Here is a 22,904-nt window from a genome sequence, read left to right on the forward strand (position 1 = left end):
GGCTTCACCCGAAGGGATAGAGAATGTGGCCGATCAGCCGCAGCCGCCGGTCGGAAAGGCTGCGGAAGAAGCCGATGGGGTCGGCCCGGAAATCTTCGGCGTCGCGGTCGTTGCCGGCATGGCGGATCGCCGGCGCCATCATCGCGGTGAGCAGATGGCGCCAGCCGAGCACGCCGTAGGGGCCCCACGGCCGCCAGGCCGGGCGGGAAGGCTGTCTGAGATCGGGTTCTTCGAGTTGCCGCTTTATCGCGGCGACGGTCGCTTCGAATGATGTTTGCTCTCCGGTGACGGGGTCGAAGTAGCGAGGATAGAGGAGATAGGCGCCGGCGAAAAGCGCCTCCAGCGAAAGCCTCCTGCCGCGGCGCGGATTGGACTGCCTGTCGTCCGTCAGCCCCCAGCCGGCATAGAAGGGCGAACCGGCCGTCGTCACTTCGATGCCGCGCATCAGCGCCTCGAAACCGGCCAGCGAGGTGATCGTATAGACATGATCGACCGTCCGCAGCGCCTCGGCCAGCGGCAAGCTCTCGGTGACCACGTCGCAGAGATGCGCGACTTCGGCGGGGTCGGATCGGGCCGGACGAACGCGGCTCAATACGTCCGGATGCGGCTTGTAGAGGATCTGGGCGTCGGGCTGCTCCGACGCGGCAAGCCGCACCAGGTCGTTGTTGGTCATCGGGCTTGGGCAGCCGTAGCGGATCGAAGCATCGTCCTCAACCTGACCGATCACCAGCACGCGCTTGCGCGTCTTAGGTCCATAGAGTTCTTCCGCCGTCCGCTGCAGCCCGCCATTATATTTGCTGATGCCGCTCTCCAGGAGCAGCGCGGCGCCGGCGCGCGCCCGCTCCATCAGTGCCGCATCCGCCTCGAAGTCATAGGTTGAGAGCAGCACTTCGAGATCGGACGGCCGGTGGCAATCGAAATAGGGTGCCCTGCTGTCGAGCGCTAGCGACAGGGGAGGCGTACGGCTGGCGCTCGGCCGCGCTGACCGAAGGAAGCCGTCCTCGACGAAGCAAACAGGGATGTTCTGCTTTGTCGCGATTTCGGCCAGCGCCGGCGGCAAGGCGGCGCCCCAGACGAAGAACTCGCATGGCCCCTCCAGGAGAATGCGAGGCTTCCAAGTCCGGTCGAAATCCGAGTCGGACAGGTTCTTTGGCAGAAAATGAAAGCGCCGGTCGGGAAACGAGCGCTCCAGAAAGGGTCTCTTCCACTCGGTCACATGGACGGCAAAAGTCGCCAGCCGCTTCACAGAAGCGCCACCGGAAATTTCAGGGGCAGCCTTTCTGCTCACCACTCTCCACCGAGATCAAGTCGCGTCGCCCTGCACATAAAGCTCTCCTTTCTGGTTCGCAACACTATCCTGCCGAATTTGCGAGACAGGTAGCGGAGGCGTGTTCGCATCGCCGAGGGCCGGCAATGGCGCGGCCTGCCGCCGCATCCCAATGGGCAGGTCCGCTCGCGCCATCGGCAACCGACAACCGACCGTATATTCCCTGTCACCCCGGTAACAACTTCTGCATGCGGACTTTGAAAAATTAGGCCAACGTGATTTAAGGTGCGGAGCAACAAGCTGAACGAACACACTCGTTCTCGGCGCGTCCGTGCCGGGACCTCAACAAAAGGCCGCCTTGGCGGCCGGACCATGCCGACCTGGAGAAAATCGCCGGTGCCTGAACCTTTGACAGTATCGAGCGGCAGGAATGTCGATCCCGCCTCCGCCCTGCGAGAGTGCCGATCCGCCTTTGTCGGCGTCGGCATCGCCAGTGCGCTCGTCAATATCCTCTATCTCACCGGCTCGTTCTTCATGCTCGAGGTCTATGACCGGGTTCTGCCCAGTCGCAGCATTCCCTCGCTGATTGCGCTCGGTCTGCTCGCCCTCTTGCTCTATGCCTTCCAGGGCGCCTTCGAGCTGATCCGCGGGCGGATGCTGGTGCGCATCGCCGGCGCGCTCGACGAGAGCTTGAGCGGCCGCATCTATCGGGCGGTGGTGAAGGCACCCTTGAAGCTGAAGATGCAGGGAGACGGGCTGCAGGCGCTGCGCGACTTCGATCAGGTTCGTTCGTTCCTCTCGGGCGCCGGGCCGGCGGCGCTGTTCGATCTTCCCTGGCTGCCCTTCTATGTCGCCATCTGCTTCCTGTTCCATCCGGTCATCGGCTTCGTGGCGATCGGCGGCGGGCTGATCCTGACGCTTCTCACCTATCTCACCAATCGCGGCACGCAAGCGCCTGCCAGGAAGGCATCCGAGGCGGGCGGCCTTCGCAGCGCCTTTGCCCAGGCCTCGCAGCGCAATGCCGAGGTCGTCCAGGCGATGGGCATGACCGGCCGGCTTGCCGAGCTCTGGGAACGCCGCAACGCCGAATACCGGGAGGAAAACCGCCGCACATCCGATATCGGCAACGGCTATGGGGCGCTCTCCAAGGTCTTCCGCATGGCGCTGCAGTCGGGCGTGCTGGCTGCAGGCGCCGTGCTGGTGATCGAGGGCCAGGCTTCGCCCGGCATCATCATCGCCGGCTCGATCCTCACCGCCCGGGCGCTCGCCCCGGTCGAGCTCGCCATCGGCAACTGGCGCGGCCTCGTTCAGGCGCGGCAGAGCTGGCAGCGCCTTAAGGACCTGTTGAAGGCCTTGCCGGAGGCCGAAACCCCGCTGGCGCTGCCGAAGCCGCACGAGCGTCTGAGCGTCGAGGCGCTGGCGAGCGGGCCGCCGGCGGCGCAGCGGCTGATCTTCACCGATATCAATTTCACCGTGCGGGCCGGCAGCGCTCTTGGCGTCATCGGCCCGAGCGGATCGGGAAAGTCGTCCTTGGCGCGCGCCCTTATCGGCGTCTGGCCGGCCTATCGCGGCTCGGTGCGGCTGGATGGGGCGGCACTCGACCAATGGGACGGCGACGCGCTCGGACGGCATATCGGCTACCTGCCGCAGGACGTGGAGCTTTTCGCCGGAACCGTGGCGCAGAACATCTGCCGCTTCGCCGCGGATGCGACCTCCGAGGCGATCGTCGCGGCTGCCAAGGCGGCGCGCGTCCATGAGCTGATCCTCCGTCTTCCGAACGGCTTCGATACTGAGATCGGCGAGGGCGGCACGGCGCTCTCGGCCGGCCAGCGCCAGCGCATCGCGCTCGCCCGGGCGCTCTATGGCGATCCCTTCCTGGTGGTCCTCGACGAGCCGAATTCGAACCTCGATGCGGATGGCGAGCAGGCGCTGAGCGAGGCGATCATGAATGTGCGCCGGCGCGGCGGCATCGTCGTGGTGATTGCCCACCGGCCGAGCGCGCTTGCGAGCACCGACCTCGTCCTGATGATGAACGAGGGGCGGCAGCAGGCCTTCGGCCCGAAGGAGGAAGTGCTCGGCAAAGTGTTGAGGGGGCAGCAGACGGAACGTGCGTCACCGCTGAAGATCGTCGCGGAAGGCCAGGAGGCAAAGCAATGAGCGGAAGCACGCAACGGGCGCCCAATGCGCGCCGCTCGCTTTCTCGCCATATGATCGGGGTCTCGGTCCTCGCGCTTGCCCTCGTGGCCGGCGTCGGCGGCTGGGCGGCGACGACGGAGCTGTCGAGCGCGATCGTCGCCGGCGGCGTCGTGGTCGTGGACGACAATGTCAAGAAGGTCCAGCATCTGACCGGTGGCATCGTCGGCGAACTCAAGGTCAAGGAAGGCGACCGCGTCGAGGCCGGCCAGGTGCTGATCCGGCTCGACGGCACCACGGTGCGTGCGAACCTTGCGATCGTCGAAAGCACGATGGCGCAGCTTTATGCGCGCCGCGCCCGGCTGCTGGCCGAGCGGATCGGCGCCGAGTCGTTCGAGATCGACAAGGACCTCGCGAACTTCGTCTCCAGCGCGGCGGCGGCAAAACTCGTCGATGGCGAACAGAAACTCTTCGCCAGCCGCCGCACGGCGCTGCTCGGCATGAAGGGGCAGCTACAGTCGCGCAAGGCGCAGCTGGCCGACGAGATCGACGGCCTGACCGTGCAGCTGAAGGCGATCGAGGACGCCTTGACGCTGATTGCGGAGGAACTGACCGGCGTCGACTCGCTCTATGGCCGGGGCCTGGTGCCGATGCAACGGGTGACGACGCTGAAACGCCAGCGGGCGGAGCTCGAGGGCGACCGCGGACGGTATATCGCCTCGCGTGCCCAGGCACGCGGCAAATCCAGCGAGATCGACCTGCAGGTACTGCAACTGGACGAGGACCGGCGCACGGAGATCTCCAAGGAGCTGACCGATGTCGAGGCGAAGATCGCCGAATATGAGGAGCGGCGTACGGCCGCCACGGACCAGTTGCGGCGGCTCGACATCACCGCGCCGCTGCCGGGACGGGTCTATCAGCTGGCAGTGCATACCGTGAACGGCGTTGTCAATCCCGGCGAGACGCTGATGCTCGTGGTGCCGGAGGCCGACGAACTCACCGTAGAGGCGCGGGTGGCGACCCACGACATCGATCAGATCCGTGTCGGCCAGCCGGTCGAGATCCGCTTCAGCGCCTTCAACCAGCGCACGACGCCGGAGGTCGAGGCCGAGGTGGTGACCGTCGCCCCGGACATGGTCAGCGACGAGCGGACCGGCGCCACCTACTATCCGCTGCGCATTCGCCCGAAGCCGGAGAGCCTTGCCAAGCTCAAGGGCCTCTCCCTCTATCCGGGCATGCCGGCCGAGGTGTTCATCAAGATCGCCGATCGCACGGTGATTTCCTATCTGGCGAAGCCGCTCACCGACCAGATGCGGCACGCATTCCGCGAGGATTGAGACGGTCGCGGGAAACGAACTGGCGCGTCCGGGCATCCCCGGGCGCGGGCTCGTCACGCGTGAGAGGGCGGCGTCAGGCGCGGGTCCGCGCGAAATCCCTCAATTTTTGCTGGTTAAGTGTTCGCGGGGCATTTTCGTGATTGGACTTCGCGGCCGGTTGGAGTCACGTTTATTAGGCGTATGAGGTGGAATGGGGGACCAACTAAGTCTGATTAGGAGGTCACAATGAAGCACCATGCAATCGAAGACCTGCAAAGTGTCGCCGAGGTCAAACAGGACCTTCCGCGCCGGACCCTGTCGCGTAGCGAGCGTCTGGAGCGCTGGGCGGAACTCCTGGAACGCAGCCCGCACAGACGGCTTTCGACGTTGCACGAGACCGAGTATCAGCCGGCGCATGTGCGCGCCACGATGCGCGGCGACGGCACGCCGATCTCCGTTGCATTCGAGGACCCGGTCCTGCGGACTGCCGGCCTGGACAATGACAGCTACGGCGAGGCGAAGCGGTTCTTCGAACTGAGTGACGAGCAATTGCACAAGGTCATCTGCTATTGCCATTTCGGCGCCACGGTCAGTGCGTCGACGGCGGCACGTCACATTCGCGCGATGCTTGTCGAAAACCAGCCAGGCCTGTTTGCCCGCTTGCGCCAGATTTTCTTCGGCTAAGGCAGGCGACGTTTGCCACGACGGCTTTGAATGGCGGTCGACGACGCCGGCCGGAGAGGGTGTGTTGTGTTGCGGCTTGTCCGCTGCAACGTCGCCTGGTGAACGTCTCAAAGGTACTGGCGATCCAAAGCGGGGGAGGCACTTCGCCGCTACGGCGCCTCTTGCATCTTCGAGCAAGGGACGCGGGAGCGGCGAAGTGTGCGCGACCCGGCCGCAAACTCCACTTTCACCCGCGCCCGTTCGCCGGCCGCTGGCCTGTACAGCCGCGTTGCCACATTGCCCGCATCAAAAATCGTGTCAAAAATCGGCGACCTTGCCCCAGGCCGAGCCGTTCAGCCGGTCGGGTCGATAAGGTTTCGGGTCGACGATCGGCGGCTCACCCGTCACGATATCCGCGACTAGGTGGCCCGCGCCGGGTCCGATGCCGAAGCCGTGGCCGCTGAAGCCGGCGGCGAGCACCAGGCCGGCGAGCGAGCCGATCTCGCCGATTGCCGGGACCCCGTCCGGGGTGCTGTCGATATAGCCGGCCCAGGCGGCGCTGACCGGCCGCTTCTCGAGCGCCGGCAGGAGCGCCCGGGCCCGCTTCAAAGTCAACCGGATCTGCGCCTGATCCGGGCGAGGATCGAGGATGCGGTTGAACTCCATCGGCGTCGGCCGGTCGAGCCGCCAGCGCGACAGCGTCTCATGACCGGATTTCCAGCCTTCGATGCCGCCGGGCGCCAGGCTGCGCCAGCGTCGCGCGAACATCGGTACGAAATGCCGGGCAAAGCGCATCTGCTGCGGGGTCGGATCGACCCGGGCGCGGCCGCTGATCGCCAGCGTATAGCCGCCGTCGCTACGGCGCGTCGCCGAGACTGCGGCGGTGTGCAGGGCTGGCGGCAGGTCCTCGGCACCGGGCGCCACGGAGAGGATCGAGGCGCGGATCGAGGCCTGCGGAAAGCGAATGCCGAGCTGCCGGCAGAAGGAGGAGGCCCAGGCGCCGCCGGAAAGCACGGCGATTGGGGTGCGGATCGTGCCGGCTTCGGTGACGACGCCGCTGACCCGTCCGCCCTCGAGCTCGATGCCGCGGGCCGCGCACATCTGGTGCACGGTTCCGCCGAGCTTCATGACCGCGCGGGCGACAACCGGCGCGGCGCGCGAGGGATCGGCGGTGCCGTCGCTCGGCGAAAAGACGCCTCCCTTCCAGCGGCGGCCGGTCGCCGCACCCTTTTCACTCGCCTGCGTTTGATCGAGCATGTGGGTCGTCACTCCGACGCCGCGGGCAAAGTCGCCCCAGCGTGCCCAGCCGGCAAGCTCGCTTTCGTCATTGCTGAGATAGAGCAGGCCGCAGCGGCGAAAGCCGGTGTCTTCGCCGGTTTCCGCGGCGAAGCTCTCCCAGAGCGACAGGCTCTTGGTCGCCATAGGCAACTCGCGCGCGTCCCGGTTCTGCTGTCGGCACCAGCCCCAATTGCGGCTGGATTGCTCGGCGCCGACCAGGCCTTTTTCCAGGAGCGCGACCTTGAGGCCGCGCCGTGCCAGATGATAGGCGGCAAAAACCCCGACGATGCCGCCGCCAATGACGACGGCGTCGGCGCTCGCCGGCAGCGCTGGCGTGGTTTCGATATGAAGAAGCGGGGCAGGCATCAGCGGTCTCCGGTCGAACCGAACGGCATTCTAGCGCTTTGGCGATTGCAAGACTGCCGCACATCGGCGCTTCACAGGATATTCTTCCGTTCGCTCGACCCAGGGCCAATGCTTATTCTGGCGGAGATTGCCTAAACTTATCAGGGCAGGGTAGGCCTTTTCAGCTTGTCAGTCAGTACACGCCGCATAAGATGCTGGACAGTCCGAGTCGTATTGCGGCCCCCGGGCCAATTGGAGAGCGCCGATGAAACTCGACCGGATCGACATCAAGATCCTCTACGAACTGCAGAAGAACGGCCGCATCACCAATGTCGAGCTCGCCGAACTCGTCAATCTCTCGCCCAGCCCCTGCCTGATGCGGGTGAAGAAGCTGCAGGCGGAAGGCTATATCGTCGGCTATTCGGCGCAAATCAATATTGCCAAGCTCGGCCAGACCCTGACGGTCTTCACCGAGGTGACGCTGAAGAATCATCGCCAGATCGACTTCGCCCGCTTTCTCGCCGCCGTCGAGAAGGTCGACTCCGTCGTGGAGTGTCACCTGGTGTCCGGCGGTTACGACTACCTCCTGAAGTTCGTCACCGGCGGGATCGTCGAATACCAGACGATCATGGAACGGCTGATCGACATGGATGTCGGCATCGACAAGTATTTCAGCTATGTCGTCTTGAAGTCGCCGATCGTCAAATCGCACATGCCGCTGACCAGCCTGTTTCAGGTATAGGTGGCGCCTCTCGATCCATGTGTTCGCCCCTGGTTCTAACCCTCTCCCCGTTTTGACGGGGAGAGGGGAGTGGAACCCGCGGCTTACCAGGCATGGCAGCGGCAGCCCTCTCAAAGCGGGACTGGCAGCCCGCGGCTCGTCCGTTCTCCCCGCCGTGCGCGCAGGCGGATCAGGCCAATCGCATTGCCACCAGATATTTTTTTACCCCGCCTTGCTGAGCGCCCGCGCCAGCTCCGGCCGCCGATCGAGACCGTCGAGCCAGCCGGTGTCGAGTTTCGGCACGGAGGCGAAGAGCAGCTTGGAATAGGGGTGCTTCGCGCCGGTCGCGAGCTCGGCCGAGGCGAGCTGCTCGACCTTCTCGCCCGCATACATGACGACCACCTCGTCGCAGATCGCCTGCACCGTCGAAAGGTCGTGGCTGATGAAGACGTAGGAGAGGCCGAGCTCGCGCTGCAGTTCCTTGAGCAGGTCGATGACCGCGGCGGCGACGACCGTATCGAGGGCGGAGGTGATTTCGTCGCAAAGGATCAGCTTCGGCTCGGCGGCGAGCGCCCGGGCGAAATTGACGCGCTGCTTCTGGCCGCCGGAAAGCTCGGAGGGGCGGCGATGGCGCAGGTTGCGCGGCAGACGCACCATGTCGAGCAGTTCATCGATGCGGGCGCTGCGGGCGCTGCGACCCATGCCGTGGTAGAAGGCGAGCGGCCGGTCGAGGATATCCTCGACTGACTTTGCTGGGTTGAGTGCGGTGTCGGCATATTGGAAGACGATCTGCATCTCGCGCAGCTGTTCGCGTGAGCGCTCGCGGGCGCTGCGGCCAAGTTCGCGCCCCTCGAACTGGATGCTGCCCGAGACCGCGGGCAGGATGCCGGCAATCGCACGGGCAAGGGTCGACTTGCCGCAGCCGGATTCGCCGATGATGCCGAGATTGCGGCCCTTCTCGACCTTCAGCGAGACCTGCTTGACGGCGCGCACAAGCGGCAATCCGTCCGCCTGTCGCGGCCCGTAGCCCGCGACCAGCGTGTCGATCTGCAAAAGCGGGGCCGGGGCAGATGCGGCGGGACCGGGGGCGGCGCGCGGCTGAGGTTCGAAGGCGTCGAGCAACTCGCGCGTATAGGGGTGCTTGGCGTCGCTGAGGATCTCTTGCGTGGTGCCGACCTCCTGCACTTCGCCGCCCTTTAAGACGACGATGCGATCAGCTATCTGGGCGACGACGGCAAGGTCGTGCGAGACATAGACGCCGGCAATGCCGCCGGCCTTCATGACGGACTTGAAGGCGCGCAGCACTTCGATCTGGGTCGTTACGTCGAGCGCAGTGGTCGGCTCGTCGAAGATCACCAGCTTCGGGTCGCCGATCAGCGCCATGGCGGCGGAAAGGCGTTGCAACTGTCCGCCGGAAACTTGATGCGGATAGCGGCTGCCGATCGTCTCCGGTTCGGGCAGCGACAGGGAACGGAAGAGCGCGACGGCCTTGGCACGCGCCTCGTCGGGCGACATCAACTGATGGATGCGGGTGATCTCGATTACCTGGTCCATGATCGTAGCGGCCGGGTTGAAGGCGGCGGCGGCCGATTGCGGCACATAGGCAACCTCGGTACCGCGAATGCGGGCGCGCTCCGTTTCGCTAAGCCGGACCATGTCCTTGCCGGCGACGGAAACGCTGCCGCCGGAAATGCGACAGCCGGGACGGGCGTAGCCCATCAGCGTCAGCGCGATCGTCGTCTTGCCCGAGCCGCTTTCGCCGATCAGCGCGACGATCTCACCGTCGGCGATGTCGATGCTGACGCCCTTGATGATCTCGACCTTGCGCCCGGAATCGGTGGTCGCTTCGACCTTCAGGTCACGGATTTCCACGAGATTAGCCATCATTCACTCCGATCACGGATCTTCTGCGGCAGGTTGTCGATGAGGAGGTTGACGCTGATCGTCAGGGTGGCGATGGCGAGCGACGGGAACATGACCGCCGGCGCGCCGAAGGGAAGGCCCCCGATGTTCTCCCGGACGAGAGCGCCCCAGTCGGCATAAGGCGGCTGGACGCCAAGGCCGAGGAAGGAGAGACCAGAGAGCAGCAGGACGATGAAGACGAAGCGGAGGCCGAGATCGGCAAGCACCGGCCCGACAATGTTAGGCAGGATCTCGGAGCGGATCAGATACCAGGTGCTTTCGCCGCGGATCCGGGCGACGGTGATGAAATCCATCGCATTGATGTTGACGGCGAGGGCCCGGGCGAAGCGATAGGCGCCGGGGATGTAGATTACAGACAACGTCAGGATCAGCACCGGAATGGAGGAACCGACGGCGGCGACGACGACGAGGCCGAAGAGCTTGCTCGGGATCGAGTTGAGCGCGTCGAGAAAGCGGCTCAAGACTGTGTCGAGCCAGCCGCCGGCGACCGCGGCGATCATGCCGAGCACCACGCCGGAGAAGCAAGCGATCGTCACCGCGGCAAGCGAGATGCCGACCGTGTAGCGGGCGCCCATCAGGATTCGCGAGAGCATGTCGCGACCGAGATAGTCGGAGCCGAGCCAGAAGTCATGGCTCATCGGGCCGAAGTAGTCGAGATCGACGATCTCGCCGACAGGATAGGGGATGATCATCGGCGCGAAGACCGCGACGAGCGCCCAGGCGATGATGATCGAAAAGCCGATAACGCCGACGAGGTTGAAACGATAGCCAAGCCGGCTTCCGGACTTCCGGATAGCGCTGGTCGATGTGCTCGAAGTGGTCATTGTCATCGAAGCCTCGGATTGGAAAGGATGGCGATGAGGTCGGCCGTGGTGGTCAGCAGCAGGTAGCCGAGACAGAAGATCATCGCGCAACTTTGGATGAGCGGCAGGTCGCGGGTGGCTACGGCATCAACCATCAGCTTGGCAACACCGGGATAGTTGAAGATCGTCTCGACAATAATAACGCCGCCGAGCAGGTATGAGAGCGAAAGCGCAACCGCATTGACAATCGGGCCCAGAGCGTTGGGCAGCGCGTGGCGAAAAACCATGCGCGGCCGCGAGGCGCCCTTGAGCAACGCCATCTCGACATAGGGCGTGTTGAGCGTCTCGATCACTGCTGCCCGTGTCATGCGGATCATCTGAGCCGAGACACCGAAGGTCAGCGTTATGACCGGCATTGCATAGATGCGCAGGAGATCGGCGAATGAGGTGACTTCATTGGCAACCGAGAGCGCCGGCAGCCACTTCAGATAGACGGCGAAGACCAGCACTGCGGAGGTCGCTATCATGAATTCCGGCACCGAGATCACGCCGATGGTCAGCACGGTAACGGCGCGGTCATAGAGCGAGCCGCGCAGCATCGCCGCTGTTATGCCGAGCGTCAGCGCGATCGGCACGGAGAAGAGCGCGGTGACGCCCGCGAGCTTCAGTGTGTTGACGAAGCGCCCGCCGATCAAATCGGCGACAGGCATCTCGTTTGCATAGGAGGTACCAAGGTCGCCCTGCACGAGACCGACGATCCAGCGCAGGAAACGGAGGATTGCCGGCTCGTCGAGATGCATGGCCTTACGCAGACCCTCGACGGCTTCCGGCGTGGCGGCTTGGCCGAGCAGAATCGACGCGGTATCGCCCGGCAGGAGCGTTGTCGCGAAGAACACGGCGAAGGAGACAATCATCAGGGTGATGAAGGCGATGAGCAATCTACTCAGCGCAAGGGATAGGACCCGGTTGTTCACGCGCGCTCCCTTTCGGCTTTCAAGATAGGTTTCAAACCATACTGTCCGGGGCCGCAGCATCGAAGCTGCAGCCCCCTAGGCCAGTTGCCCAATCAGGCCTCAAACCAGACATGCTCGGCCATGCGATAACCCATCATACCGCCTAGCGGGTTGGTTTCCATGCCTTTGAGCTTGTCTGTGATGGCGTCGATACCAGTCAGGTAGGCCGGAATGATGGTACCGGCCTCCTCGGCGACCATGACCTGCATCTCGTGGTAAATCGCCTTGCGCTTCTCCTGGTCAAGCGAACCGCGCGCCTCGATCAGCATCTTGTCGAATTTTTCCGATTTATACTGGCTCTCGTTCCAGGGAGCACTGGAGGCGTAGAGCAGCGAGAACAGGATGTCGGGCGTCGGCCTGTAATTGATGTTGCCGAAATGGATCGGCGCCTTGAGCCAGTAATTGTCCCAGTAACCGTCCGAGGGCACGCGCTGGACATCGAGCTTCAGGCCGATCTCGGCAGCGGCCGCCTGGATGACCATCGCCATGTCCACCGAACCGGTAGCCGCGTCGGAAGCGACCACCGGGATGGTCTGGCCGAAAACGCCGGCCTTCTCAAAATGGAATTTCGCCTTTTCAGGATCGTACGCCTTTGGCTTAATATCGTCGTTACGGTAGACGTTGCCCGGAAAGACGGGCTGATCGTTGCCGATTTCGCCGCGCCCGCGCAGGGCCGCCCTCAGGATCTGCTCGCGATTGACCAGGTGCTTCATACCGGCCACGAAGTCCTTGTTTTGACCCGGGGCCGCGTCGAGGCGCATGTTGAGGTTGGTGTAGCTGTTGGCACTCGACTTGGAGAGAACGAAACCTGGCTGGCTTGCGACAAGGCGCTCCGAACGGGGGTTGATGGCGGCGGCGACATGGATGTCCCCGGACAGAAGCGCATTGACGCGGGAGCTATCGTCGCTGATCGCCAAGAACTCAAAGGAGTCAACATATGGCCCCTTTGACTTCCAGTAGTTCTCGTTCCTCCGCATGACCGAGCGCACGCCCGGCTCGAAGTTTTCGAGAACGAAGGGTCCGGTGCCGTTCCCCTTGGAGAAGTCGGCGGTGCCGTCGGCGACGATCATGAAATGATGCAGCGCCAGGATTGTCGGCAGATCTGCGTTGGCATCGGCGAGCGTGATTTCGACCGTGAGATCGTCGACTGCCTTGAAGCCGGTCATCTGCTTCGCAATAGCATTGACCTTGGAACCGACATCGGGATCCAGATGGCGCTTGAGCGAGAAGATTACGTCTGCGGATGTCAGCGACTTCCCATCGTGAAACGTAACGCCCTTCTGCAATTTCACGGTCCACACCTTGGCATCGGCGCTTTCGATGCTTTCTGCCAGCTCCATCTGGGTGGCGCCGGATTTGTCGAGGCTCGAGAGGCGGTTATAAACCGCGGAGCATCGCGAATAGTCCGTTGAATTCGAAGCTTTGGCCGGATCGAGTGTGTCTGCGGTCGAAGACGTGAAGCCCGCGACCTTGAGGTGCCCTCCTTTGACCGGAGTTGCGGCCACCGCGTCAGAGGCGCGGCCAAGCACCAGGCCGCCGGCGGACATGGCGGCGCCGCCGGCCAGCAGCATCTGCAGGAGCTCGCGGCGGGTGGCGCCGCGGCGAATGGCGTTTTCGACGACTGCGTCGTCTTTTCCGGTCCAGTTGGTAATTTTGTCAGTCATGTCGTTCCCCATTCGCTTGGTGGTTGGTCGGATCGCCCCGTCTTCTTTTGCATACGGGGTTCAGGTGGAATGCTTCGCCCGCCTTTCAGGTGGCCTTGGCTTTCTCCACGGCGTCGGCAAGGCCGGCCATGGAGGTGAAATGAAAGTCGGGCTTGGTGAACTCGGCCGGCTCGATTGTGCCGCCATAGCCCTTCTGGGCATGGCGCCGCTCGATCCAGCAATTGGTCAGCCCGAGTTTCCGCGAGATGCCGATGTCGTGATACTGGCTTTGGGCGACGTGCAGGATGTCGTCCTTCGAATTGCCCTCCGCCGCGACGAAGGCGAAGACTTTCTCGAAGAAGGCCGGATCCGGCTTTTCGGTGCCCGTATCGTCGGCGGTGAAGGCGGCATAGAACGGATTGCCGAGCTCGCGGGAAAAATGCTCGAAAGCCCAGCGCCGGGCGTTGGTCATGGCGATCAGGCGGTAGCGCTTAGCAAGGCGGGCAAGCGACTCAGCGCTGTCGGCAAAACCGTTCCAGCCCTTGGCGGAATCACGCAGCCTTTCGCCATATTTTGCTTCGGCGGGAAGACCGAGCTCCGGAGCAATGGCGAGATAGACGCGGACCAGATCGTCGGGGAAGAGGTCGGCATCGGCAGAGTAACGCCCTGCCCGGTAAAGCTCCAGCGCCTCTTCGCCGTCGACCGTGACGCCCGCTTCCTTACCGATGTCGGCCAGGCAATCCTTGATGCCGCCTTCGAAATCAATCAGCGTGCCGACGACGTCGAAGGTGAGATACTTGAAATCGGCGAAGGTCTTTGCCAAGGCTCTTTCCTCTATTTGGCGCGGGCGAAGTTTGCTCGCGCTGGGCTGCATCAGAAGAAAATGCTGTTTTCAACGGGCCGGAAAGACTTGCTTTCCCGGGCATTCCTGCGCCCCTTAGCCCATCCAGTCTCGCAGCATCGGCTCGCCGGAGTCTCTGAATGGAAGAAGGATGCCGGCACAAAATTGCGAATATGGGCATAAACCGGTATTTCACCTTTCCGACCGCCGATCCGCTGTTCTCTGAGCGGAAGTCGGGGGTCAGGTGAGGGCCGCGCGAATTTCGGGGTCCTCCAAGGTCTGGTCGAGCGTCAGCCGCGTGCGCTCGACGATTGCGTCGATTTCCGCGTCGGTGCAGCAGAGCGGCGGCGCGTAGCCGAGAACGCCGTTGCCGAAGGCGCGAATGACGAGGCCGTTGTCCCAGGCGCGGTCGAAGATGCGGCGCGCCGGATCGGCCGCGACCGGGAGCGGCGTCTTGGCCCCTTTGTCGGTGACGAGCTCGATTGCGGCCAGCATGCCGCGGCCGCGGACATCGCCAACCAGCGGATGATCGCCGAGGCTCTGCAGTCCTGCTATCAGCCGCTTTCCGGCCCTGACGCCGTTTTCCAGCAGCCCGTTCTCGTAGAGCCGCAGCACTTCCAGGCCGACGGCGGCGCTGACCGGATGGGCGGAATAGGTGTAGCCATGGCCGACGGCTGAGGCACCGGCGCCATCGGCGATCGTGTCGTAGACCCTGTCCGAGAGAAAGACGGCGCCCATCGGCACGTAGCCGGAGGTGAGCCCCTTGGCCGTCGTCATCAGGTCGGGGACGATGTCCTCGTCACTACAAGCGAACAGCGGGCCGGTGCGGCCGAAAGCGGTGATCACCTCGTCGGCGACGAACAGGATGTCGAGTTCCCGGCAAAGGTCGCGCATCGCCTTCATCCAGCCGGGCGGCGGCACGAGCACGCCGCCCGAGCCCTGGATCGGCTCAACGTAGAAGGCCGCCACCCGATCGGCACCGAGCGCCTCGACCTTGGCGCGCAGCGCCGCGACCGAGGCGGCTATGATTGCGGCCGGCTCGCTGCCAGCGGGGTTGCGATAGGCGTAGTGCGAAGGGATCTTGTGCTGCCAGTCGAGCGGCACGCCGAAGCCGGCATGGAAGGCCGGCAGCGCCGTCAGGCCGGCACCGACCGTCGAGGAGCCGTGATAGCCCTGTTCGACCGAGATGAACTGGTCTTTCTGTGGCCGTCCCTGCGCATTGTAATAGTAGCGGATGAAGCGGATCGTGCTGTCGACGGCGTCCGATCCGCCAAGCGTGAAATAGACATGGTTGAGATCGCCCGGCGCCCGCTCCGCCAGTTCGGCCGCAAGCCGGATCGCCGGTTCGGAGCCGAGGCCGAAATAGCCGGTAGCATAGGGCAGCTCGCGCATCTGCCGGGCCGCCGCCTCGACGATCGATTCATGGCCGTAGCCGGCATTGACGCACCAAAGCCCCGCAAAACCGTCGATCATCGTATGCCCCGAGGCGTCGGTCACGGTCGCGCCCTTGGCGGACCGAAGGACGCGCACGCCGATCCGCTCGTGGCTGCGATAGGAGGCGACCGGGTGGACCAGATGGGCGCGATCGAGTTCGATTAGGGAATTGCTGTACATCGAGTCCTCCAGATCAGCCGAGCGCCTGATTGGCGAGGGCGAAGGTGAAAGCCGCGCGGTCTGCGGCGCGGTCAACGGTGGGTCTGTCCATGGCAAAAGCGCCACCAACATTGCTAAGCCCCTGGTCTGACAGCCAGGGGGAGAGGCCGGTTTCGGCGGTGGTATCGATCCTGACGAATTGGCCGGCCCGCGTTGCGATGAAATGGGTTATCAGCGCCTTGGCGTCGTCGACATTTGCAGCGACGACGGGCCCGATGACATCGCCGCGACCGAAGGCGCGCAGGGCGGCAAAGCCGACGACACGGCCGTTGCGGCGGATGACCACAAACTCGCCCACCTTGACGATATACGCGATCAGATCCCGGCGATCGGCACCGAAGGCGATGCGATCGAGGGCGGCGATCTCCGCAAGGTCTTCCGCGGTCGCCGGCTCGGTTTCAGCGGGGGCGGCAAGCTCTCTGGCGATGCCCTGGTGCTGCAGCACGGTACCGGTTTCGCGGAAGCCGAGCTTTTCATAAAGAGGCAGGCCGTCCGCCGTCGCCACCAGCCGGAGCCGGCGGTCGCCGGCGATCCGCAGGGCCGCATCCATCAGTCCGCGACCAAGGCCGCGGCCGCGCATCGCCTCGTCGACGATCACCATGTTGATCGTGGCGCAGCCGTTCCCATAGGTGGTCACCAATGTCGTCCCGACAACCCGGCCGGCCTCGAGAGCAACGACGCCCTCGCTCAGCGCCAGTGCCATCTGCCAGTCCTCCAGCCGATGCGGCCAGCCGGCCTGGCGGGAGAGGCGCGCGGCGCTCTCCAGATGCTCGGGGCCGAACGGGGCAAGTTCGATCTGACTTAACTGCATGGACTGGTCCCTGGTTTCCTGCAGCAAGTGTTAAGGAAGTGCGACCGGCAGATCGTCCGAAGGCGCCGGTCGGGGCGGTATCTTATATCTTTGCTCCGCGGGGTCGCCGCATCTTATGCCGACAGGGCAGCGGCAAAGGGTCTCGAGCGTGGGAACAAGGCTGAGCGCTGCGGGCAGTGCACACAACCATGTGCCAAAGCCGCCCGCGGATACGGTACAATCTGCTTCGATAGGCGCCCAAATCGCGCAAGCCGGCGTACGGGACACGCCTATGATCCAATTCGGATAAACCCCGTCACGTCATTGAAGAGGAGAATGCGCATGGCGAACTTCCGTCCGAAATACATCACCTTCGACTGTTACGGCACTCTGACCAACTTCCAGATGGCGGAAGCGGCGCGCGACCTTTACGGTGAGCAGCTCGATGAACCGCGCATGGCCGAGTTCATCAAGAATTTTGCCGCCTATCGTCTCGACGAGATCATGGGCGACTGGAAGCCCTATGCGGAAGTGGTGCACAATTCGCTGGAACGCACCTGCAAGCGCAACGGCATAAAATTCCGCGATGAGGCCGCCCGTGTGGTCTATGAACGAGTGCCGACCTGGGGTCCGCATGCGGACGTGCCGGCCGGCCTCGCCAAGGTCGCCAAAGAGATCCCGCTGGTGATCCTGTCGAACGCTATGAATTCGCAGATCATGTCGAATGTCGAGAAACTCGGTGCTCCCTTTCACGCAGTCTACACAGCCGAGCAGGCACAGGCCTACAAGCCGCGCTTCAAGGCTTTCGAATATATGTTCGACATGCTGGGCTGCGGCCCGGAGGACATTCTCCACTGCTCGTCCTCGTTCCGCTACGACCTGATGTCCGCGCACGATCTCGGCATCAAGAACAAGGTCTGGGTCAACCGAGGCCACGAGCCGGCAAATCCCTTCTATGGATATACGGAAATCAAGGATATTTCCGGCCTGCCCGGCGTCGTCGGGCTCTGACAGGAGATGGCCATGCAGCTCAAGTCCTACTGGCACGACACGGCTCGCACCTTTCAAGGGGGCAGCCGCGCACCGGTCGAGGGCCACTATGACGTCGCCGTCATCGGCGGCGGATTCACGGGGCTCGGAGCTGCACGTCAGCTTGCATTGGCCGGCGCGAAAGTGATCGTGCTGGAGGCGGGGGCGGTCGGATCGGGCGCCTCCGGCCGCAATGGCGGCCATCTCAACAACGGCATTGCCCACAGCTTCGTCGCCGCCAAGGCGGAACTCGGACCCGAGCGGGCGGCGGCGCTCTACCGCGCCTACGACGCTTCCGTCGACACGATCGAGCGCATCGTGGCGGAGGAGGGTATCGACTGCAGCTTCCGGCGCGCCGGCAAGCTGAAGCTTGCCTCGAAGCCGGTGCATTTCGAGGCGATCGCCCGGAACTTCGAGGTGGTGAACCGCGAGGTCGACCCGGACACGGCGCTTCTGACGAAAGGCGATTTGAAGGACGAGGTCGGCTCGGACTGCTTTCACGGTGCAATGCTCTCGAAGAAGAGCGCGATGATGCATATGGGCCGCTTCGTCGTCGGTCTTGCCGATACGGCGGTCCGCCACGGCGCGACAGTCGTCGAGAACGCCCCGGTAACGGGCCGGCGCCAGTCGGGCGGCAAGCAGGAACTGGCGACGTCGCGCGGCAGCGTGACGGCCGATACGGTGCTGTTGGCGACCGGCGCCTATACGACGGGCGCCTTCGGCTATTTCCGCCGCCGCATCGTGCCGGTCGGCAGCTTCATCATCGCAACCAGGCCGCTGACCGAGGCCGAGATTGCCGCGACGATGCCCGGCAACCGCACCTGCGTCACCTCGCTCAATATCGGCAACTATTTCCGGCTGTCGCCCGACAACCGGCTGATCTTCGGCGGCCGTGCGCGGTTTTCGGCAACGTCGGATCAGCGCTCCGACGAAAAGAGCGGTGCGATCCTTCGTGCGAGCCTGGCCGAAATCTTCCCGCATCTCGCCAAGGTCGAGATCGACTACTGTTGGGGCGGCCTGGTCGACATGACCAAGGACCGTTTTCCGCGGGCGGGATTTGCCGACGGGCTCTGGTACGCCATGGGCTATTCCGGCCACGGGGCACAGATGTCGACCCATATGGGCATGCTGATCGCCGACGCCATTCTCGGCAAGGCCGATCGCAACCCGGTCAAGGACCTCGCCTGGCCGGCGGTGCCCGGACATTTCGGCAAGCCGTGGTTCCTGCCGCTGGTCGGCATGTACTACAAGATGCTCGACAGGGTTCAGTAGCTGGGGGAGCCGACAACGGTGCGGCGAGCCAGCGCTCGCGGATCGATGTCGCTCCCTAGCAACCGGCTCATGTGCACGTTCGCGGGTTCCCGCCTTGGCGGGAACCCGCGACTTTCGCCGGCGGATGGCTTCAGACAAACAGATCCGAATTCAGGCTGCCTCTAGCTGTCGCCATCTGGACCAGGATGTCGGCAAGGGCGTCGTGCGTGGCATCGACGTCCGCCGGCACCTGGAGGTCGTCCGAATGGTCCGCTAGCCGAGACGGGAGAGAATCGCGGTGAGCGAAGTTCGCAACCATCTCCTCGAACAAGTCGGCGATTTCATCGGCTTTGCCGACAGTCTCCAGGGACGGTTGAAAATGCAACTGGTCTCCATTGAGCGCGAGAGCAAGATGATCGCCATTCTTGGCCACCGGGGCGCTTGCCTCATCACTGGCGGAACCGGTCAAGCGGTCGCTCTGCACCGCGTCCCAATCACCGCTGTCTTTGAGGAAATCCGCAAGCCAAGCGTTCGAAGTAGGCGTTCCGTCGCCCTCCGATGCATCGGAAGGGACTGGAGTGTGGACCGGTGTCGACATCGGCGCCGAACCTTCTGCTGCGGCATTCGCACTCAGCGTTCCTGAGGTCATGGCCGGATCGATAAGATCCTTCTTGACGTTTTTCGTGCCGATGGTGGCCGTCTGGGTCGACGTGGCAATGTTGGCGCCCGAGAAGGTAACGGTATAGGTGCCGGGCTTCAGCGCGAGGTCATAGCCGCCGGCGGCGCTCGCCGTGGTCTTGAAAAGCTGCCCCGCTGAATTCTTGGCCGTCACCGTGATGCCGCCGAGACCCTCGCCGGGATCGTAGAAGCGATCGCCGTCGCGATCGTCGAAAGCCACGCCCGTCAGGAAGAGGTCGGAACCGGTCTTTGCGAAATTCTCCGTCACGAACGCACTGCTGCGGCCGCCATAGTCACCGACCTCGACGCCGAGGCCGACCTCGCGGAAATTCGGATTGAGAAGGTTGGCGCGGTGACCCGACGAGTTCATTAAGTTGGTGTGCAGGAGCTTGACTTCATCCTGATAGCCGGTGGGGGCACGGGTCGTTGCCCAGGCGATATTCTCACCGGTGGCCCAGGATCCCTGCAGGACATAGCCCGCCGCCTTGATACGCTGTGTCGAACTGGATCCCCCAGAACCGGTATGCGAGAAAACGTCGGCAGCGAGCATCCACTGGCTGTGCCCTTCGGCGGCTTCGCTGAGGTCGTTGTCGAAGGCCAGCGGCTGTACGCCCGCTTTCGCCCTCTCGGCATTGATCAACTCTAGCAGGTACTGTTCATTCGCGCTGTGCTGCGGCATTCAGTAAGTCTCCCTGGCAGTCGTTCCTTGTTGGTTGAGTACATCGCCCCAACGCTCCATAGGAACGAACTGTGTCCAAGGTGCGGAATAAGATTGGCTAACTTGGGGATTCGCACATGTATCTTCGCCGCCCCTTCGCGCGATGTCGCAAATGGCAAAATCGCGCGCTCGGTTACTGCGGAGCTATTATCGCGGAGACACGAGACGACGCTAAGGCGCAGGACGGACGAAGATCCTCAGCGTTCGGAGGAATTGTTTCGCGCGCTGTCCACTGCCGAGGTGATGATCGCCTGGCTGGAACCGCCTCGTGTTCGAAGCGGTTCCCGCCCGAGCGACACGGTTTGCGAGTATCCCGAAGTTACGCCAGCCCGCCGATGTGGAAGCTCTTCATTTCGAGATATTCCTCAATGCCACATTGCGCGCCCTCGCGGCCGAGGCCGGATTGCTTGACGCCGCCGAAGGGCGCGACTTCGGTGGAGATGGCGCCGGTGTTGAGACCGATCATGCCGAATTCCAGCGCTTCACCGACACGCCAGGAGCGCTTCAGGCTTTCCGTGTAGAAATAGGCGGCAAGTCCGAAGGGCGTGCCGTTGGCAATAGCGATCGCCTCCTCCTCGGTTTCGAAGCGGAAGAGGGGCGCGACCGGGCCGAAGGTCTCTTCGCTGGCGAGCAGCATCTCGGTGGTCGCTCCTGTGAGCACGATCGGGGCCGTGTATTGCTTGCCCTCCGGCACAGATTTGCTGCGAGCGGCGAGCTTTGCGCCTCTGGCCAACGCATCCTCGACATGGCGCTCGATCTTCTCGATCGCCGCCGCGTTGATCATCGGGCCGATGGCGACGCCCGGCTCGGTTCCCGGTCCGACCTTCATCGCGTCGACGCGGGCGGCGAGCTTCTCGGCGAAGGCGTCATAGACGCCCGATTGCACCAGGATGCGGTTGGCGCAGACGCAGGTTTGGCCGCCGTTGCGGAATTTTGAGGCGATCGCGCCTTCTACCGCAAGGTCCAGATCGGCGTCGTCGAAGACGATGAAAGGGGCGTTGCCGCCAAGCTCGAGGGAGAGCCGCTTGACGCTGTCGGCGGCGCCGCGCATCAGAAGCGAACCGACGCGCGTCGAGCCGGTGAAGGAGATCTTGCGGACCGTCTCGTTCGCCATGAACTCGTTACCGATCTTGGTCGGCATGCCGGTGACGATGTTGATCACGCCGGCCGGAATGCCGGCGCGCTCGGCCAGCACACCGAGCGCAAGCGCCGAGAACGGCGTGAATTCCGAGGGCTTGATGACGACGGTGCAGCCGGCGGCGAGCGCCGGGGCGACCTTGCGGGTGATCATCGCGTTCGGGAAGTTCCAGGGCGTGACGATGGCGCAGACGCCGACTGCTTCCTTCAAGACGACGATGCGCCGGTCCGCCGTTGGCGAGGGGATGGTATGGCCGCCGATGCGGCGGGCCTCCTCGGCGAACCATTTGACGAAGGCGGCGCCATAGCGGATCTCGCCACGCGCTTCGTCGAGCGGCTTTCCCTGCTCCAGGGTGAGGAGCAGCGCCAGATCCTCGAGATTTTCGATCATCAGCGCGTGCCAGCGTTCGAGCAGCGCGGCCCGCTCGGCATGCGTCTTCTTTTTCCACGCTCCGAAGGCGGCAGCGGCAGCCTCGATTGCAGCCCGCGTCTCATCCGTCCCCATGTCCGGAACCGTGCCGAGGACGTCCTGAGACGCGGGGTCGATGACCTCGACGACCTCACCGAAGGCTGCGTCGACCCATGCGCCGTCGATCAGGCCGGCCTGGCGGAAAAGCTCCTTGTCGTTCAACTTCAGCATGTCGTTCCCCTGTGATTAGTCGAGCGCGGCAAGAACCGCGGCTGTGATGGTTTCCGTTCTGTCCTTGCCGGGCACCGTGCCGATCCCGGCGGAGGTGGCGGAGGCGATCGCCGCCATGACTGCCTCCGCCGCGGCCGCCTCGCCGACATGATCGAGCATCATCGCCGCCGACCAGATCGCCGCGATCGGGTTGGCGATGCCGAGATGGGCGATATCCGGCGCCGATCCGTGCACCGGCTCGAACATCGAAGGGGCGCTGCGATCGGGATTGATGTTGGCTGAGGCGGCAAAGCCGAGGCCGCCCTGAATGGCGGCGCCAAGGTCGGTGAGGATGTCTCCGAAGAGATTGGAGGCGACGACGACGTCGAGGCTTTCCGGCGCCATGACCATGCGCGCGGCCATCGCGTCGATGTGGTAGCTGGTGACCGTCACGTCCGGATATTCCGTGGCCAGACGCTCGGTGATCTCGTCCCAGAAGACCATCGAATATTTCTGCGCGTTGGACTTCGTCACCGAGGCGAGCTTGCCGCGGCGGGCGCGGGCCTGTTCGAAGCCGAAACGGAGGATGCGTTCGACACCGGTTCGGGTGAAGATCGATGTCTCGACCGCGACCTCGTCCGTCGTGCCCTGATGCACGCGGCCGCCGGCACCGGAATATTCACCCTCGGTGTTCTCGCGGATGCAGAGGATGTCGAAGCTGCGGGCCTTCAAGGGGCCCTCGACGCCGGGCAGCAGCCGGTGCGGACGGATATTGGCGTATTGCACGAAGGCCTTGCGGATCGGCAGCAGCAGGCCGTGCAGAGACACGGAATCCGGAACCTCCGCGGGCCAGCCGACCGCGCCGAGCAGGATGGCGTCGAAACCGCGCAGCGTCTCGATGCCGTCGGCCGGCATCATCGCCCCGGTTTCCTTGTAATAGGCGCAGGACCAGGGAAAGGCCGTTGCCTTCAGCTCGAAGCCCGACCGGGCGGAGACCTTCTCCAGTACCTCCCAGGCGGCCGCCGCCACGTCCTTGCCGATGCCGTCCCCGGGGATCAATGCGATTGAATAGCTCTTCATCGT

At 64.1% G+C, this 22,904-nt stretch carries 18 protein-coding genes; 6 read left to right on the top strand and 12 right to left on the bottom strand.

Annotated elements, in window-relative coordinates; translation table 11 throughout:
* Nucleotides 1–4: 4 nt before the first annotated feature.
* Complete coding sequence (locus CO656_RS00430; protein ID WP_234819610.1) at nucleotides 5–1,288, bottom strand: capsular polysaccharide biosynthesis protein; 1,284 nt, start codon at nucleotides 1,286–1,288, stop codon at nucleotides 5–7.
* A 387-nt stretch (nucleotides 1,289–1,675) separates the two neighbouring features.
* Here CO656_RS00430 and CO656_RS00435 point away from each other — a divergent pair, with 387 nt between their 5' ends.
* The 3 genes from CO656_RS00435 (at nucleotide 1,676) to CO656_RS00445 (ending at nucleotide 5,400) form a co-directional block, all read left to right on the top strand.
* A complete protein-coding gene (locus CO656_RS00435; protein WP_179864684.1) occupies nucleotides 1,676–3,424 on the top strand; it encodes a type I secretion system permease/ATPase in 1,749 nt (582 codons plus the stop codon).
* On the top strand, nucleotides 3,421–4,737 hold the full coding sequence (locus tag CO656_RS00440; RefSeq protein ID WP_097524417.1) for an HlyD family type I secretion periplasmic adaptor subunit: 1,317 nt from the start codon (nucleotides 3,421–3,423) through the stop codon (nucleotides 4,735–4,737). The genes CO656_RS00435 and CO656_RS00440 overlap by 4 nt, the downstream gene beginning before the upstream one ends.
* 225 nt (nucleotides 4,738–4,962) lie before the next feature.
* A complete protein-coding gene (locus tag CO656_RS00445; protein WP_037416305.1) occupies nucleotides 4,963–5,400 on the top strand; it encodes a hypothetical protein in 438 nt (145 codons plus the stop codon).
* A 297-nt stretch (nucleotides 5,401–5,697) separates the two neighbouring features.
* Here the strand turns inward: CO656_RS00445 and CO656_RS00450 are convergent, their stop codons facing one another.
* Nucleotides 5,698–7,023, bottom strand: a complete 1,326-nt coding sequence (locus CO656_RS00450; protein WP_097524418.1) for an FAD-binding oxidoreductase — start codon at nucleotides 7,021–7,023, stop codon at nucleotides 5,698–5,700.
* Nucleotides 7,024–7,267: 244 nt separating this feature from the next.
* Between CO656_RS00450 and CO656_RS00455 the strand changes: the two genes are divergently transcribed.
* A complete protein-coding gene (locus CO656_RS00455) occupies nucleotides 7,268–7,744 on the top strand; it encodes an Lrp/AsnC family transcriptional regulator (RefSeq protein ID WP_037416311.1) in 477 nt (158 codons plus the stop codon).
* Nucleotides 7,745–7,945: 201 nt separating this feature from the next.
* Here the strand turns inward: CO656_RS00455 and CO656_RS00460 are convergent, their stop codons facing one another.
* The 7 genes from CO656_RS00460 to CO656_RS00490 form a co-directional block, all read right to left on the bottom strand.
* A complete protein-coding gene (locus CO656_RS00460; protein WP_037416313.1) occupies nucleotides 7,946–9,607 on the bottom strand; it encodes an ABC transporter ATP-binding protein in 1,662 nt (553 codons plus the stop codon).
* Entirely contained in the window at nucleotides 9,607–10,476 is an 870-nt protein-coding gene (locus CO656_RS00465) for an ABC transporter permease (RefSeq protein WP_037416316.1), read from the bottom strand. The genes CO656_RS00460 and CO656_RS00465 overlap by 1 nt, the downstream gene beginning before the upstream one ends.
* A complete protein-coding gene (locus CO656_RS00470) occupies nucleotides 10,473–11,423 on the bottom strand; it encodes an ABC transporter permease (protein WP_037416319.1) in 951 nt (316 codons plus the stop codon). The genes CO656_RS00465 and CO656_RS00470 overlap by 4 nt, the downstream gene beginning before the upstream one ends.
* A gap of 92 nt (nucleotides 11,424–11,515) precedes the next feature.
* Nucleotides 11,516–13,126 carry an ABC transporter substrate-binding protein gene (locus CO656_RS00475; RefSeq protein WP_037416343.1) on the bottom strand — a complete coding sequence of 537 codons (1,611 nt, stop codon included), beginning with the start codon at nucleotides 13,124–13,126 and terminating at the stop codon, nucleotides 11,516–11,518.
* 85 nt (nucleotides 13,127–13,211) lie between these two features.
* Nucleotides 13,212–13,928, bottom strand: coding sequence for an HAD-IA family hydrolase (locus CO656_RS00480; RefSeq protein ID WP_097524419.1), 717 nt, complete (start codon nucleotides 13,926–13,928; stop codon nucleotides 13,212–13,214).
* A gap of 258 nt (nucleotides 13,929–14,186) precedes the next feature.
* Complete coding sequence (locus CO656_RS00485; protein WP_097524420.1) at nucleotides 14,187–15,560, bottom strand: aspartate aminotransferase family protein; 1,374 nt, start codon at nucleotides 15,558–15,560, stop codon at nucleotides 14,187–14,189.
* Nucleotides 15,561–15,573: 13 nt separating this feature from the next.
* On the bottom strand, nucleotides 15,574–16,410 hold the full coding sequence (locus CO656_RS00490) for a GNAT family N-acetyltransferase (protein ID WP_097524421.1): 837 nt from the start codon (nucleotides 16,408–16,410) through the stop codon (nucleotides 15,574–15,576).
* Nucleotides 16,411–16,731: 321 nt separating this feature from the next.
* Here CO656_RS00490 and CO656_RS00495 point away from each other — a divergent pair, with 321 nt between their 5' ends.
* Both CO656_RS00495 and CO656_RS00500 read left to right on the top strand, forming a co-directional pair.
* Complete coding sequence (locus CO656_RS00495) at nucleotides 16,732–17,400, top strand: haloacid dehalogenase type II (RefSeq protein ID WP_037416357.1); 669 nt, start codon at nucleotides 16,732–16,734, stop codon at nucleotides 17,398–17,400.
* 12 nt (nucleotides 17,401–17,412) lie between these two features.
* Nucleotides 17,413–18,690: an FAD-binding oxidoreductase gene (locus CO656_RS00500; protein ID WP_037416361.1), complete on the top strand. Its 1,278-nt coding sequence runs from the start codon at nucleotides 17,413–17,415 to the stop codon at nucleotides 18,688–18,690.
* 130 nt (nucleotides 18,691–18,820) lie between these two features.
* On the opposite strand, the gene CO656_RS00505 is transcribed toward CO656_RS00500, so the two are convergent.
* The 3 genes from CO656_RS00505 to CO656_RS00515 all read right to left on the bottom strand — a co-directional run bounded on the left by CO656_RS00505 (nucleotide 18,821) and on the right by CO656_RS00515 (nucleotide 22,901).
* Nucleotides 18,821–20,026 carry a CAP domain-containing protein gene (locus CO656_RS00505; protein WP_097524422.1) on the bottom strand — a complete coding sequence of 402 codons (1,206 nt, stop codon included), beginning with the start codon at nucleotides 20,024–20,026 and terminating at the stop codon, nucleotides 18,821–18,823.
* 358 nt (nucleotides 20,027–20,384) lie between these two features.
* Nucleotides 20,385–21,842 (bottom strand): NAD-dependent succinate-semialdehyde dehydrogenase, encoded by a 1,458-nt coding sequence (locus CO656_RS00510; RefSeq protein ID WP_037416367.1) that lies wholly within the window; start codon nucleotides 21,840–21,842, stop codon nucleotides 20,385–20,387.
* 15 nt (nucleotides 21,843–21,857) lie between these two features.
* Nucleotides 21,858–22,901, bottom strand: coding sequence for a tartrate dehydrogenase (locus CO656_RS00515; RefSeq protein ID WP_097524423.1), 1,044 nt, complete (start codon nucleotides 22,899–22,901; stop codon nucleotides 21,858–21,860).
* Nucleotides 22,902–22,904 lie beyond the last annotated feature (3 nt).

Origin of the sequence: Sinorhizobium sp. FG01 (assembly GCF_002531875.1) — a bacterium.
Lineage (GTDB): Bacteria > Pseudomonadota > Alphaproteobacteria > Rhizobiales > Rhizobiaceae > Sinorhizobium > Sinorhizobium fredii_C.

Bases quoted from the DNA above. Each gene is read 5' to 3' on its own strand.
- CO656_RS00440 (WP_097524417.1), top strand. From the start codon at position 3,421: ATGAGCGGAAGCACGCAACGGGCGCCCAATGCGCGCCGCTCGCTTTCT.
- CO656_RS00445 (WP_037416305.1), top strand. From the start codon at position 4,963: ATGAAGCACCATGCAATCGAAGACCTGCAAAGTGTCGCCGAGGTCAAA.
- CO656_RS00450 (WP_097524418.1), bottom strand. From the start codon at position 7,023: ATGCCTGCCCCGCTTCTTCATATCGAAACCACGCCAGCGCTGCCGGCG.
- CO656_RS00455 (WP_037416311.1), top strand. From the start codon at position 7,268: ATGAAACTCGACCGGATCGACATCAAGATCCTCTACGAACTGCAGAAG.
- CO656_RS00460 (WP_037416313.1), bottom strand. From the start codon at position 9,607: ATGGCTAATCTCGTGGAAATCCGTGACCTGAAGGTCGAAGCGACCACC.
- CO656_RS00465 (WP_037416316.1), bottom strand. From the start codon at position 10,476: ATGACAATGACCACTTCGAGCACATCGACCAGCGCTATCCGGAAGTCC.
- CO656_RS00475 (WP_037416343.1), bottom strand. From the start codon at position 13,126: ATGACTGACAAAATTACCAACTGGACCGGAAAAGACGACGCAGTCGTC.
- CO656_RS00485 (WP_097524420.1), bottom strand. From the start codon at position 15,560: ATGTACAGCAATTCCCTAATCGAACTCGATCGCGCCCATCTGGTCCAC.
- CO656_RS00490 (WP_097524421.1), bottom strand. From the start codon at position 16,410: ATGCAGTTAAGTCAGATCGAACTTGCCCCGTTCGGCCCCGAGCATCTG.
- CO656_RS00495 (WP_037416357.1), top strand. From the start codon at position 16,732: ATGGCGAACTTCCGTCCGAAATACATCACCTTCGACTGTTACGGCACT.
- CO656_RS00500 (WP_037416361.1), top strand. From the start codon at position 17,413: ATGCAGCTCAAGTCCTACTGGCACGACACGGCTCGCACCTTTCAAGGG.
- CO656_RS00505 (WP_097524422.1), bottom strand. From the start codon at position 20,026: ATGCCGCAGCACAGCGCGAATGAACAGTACCTGCTAGAGTTGATCAAT.
- CO656_RS00510 (WP_037416367.1), bottom strand. From the start codon at position 21,842: ATGCTGAAGTTGAACGACAAGGAGCTTTTCCGCCAGGCCGGCCTGATC.
- CO656_RS00515 (WP_097524423.1), bottom strand. From the start codon at position 22,901: ATGAAGAGCTATTCAATCGCATTGATCCCCGGGGACGGCATCGGCAAG.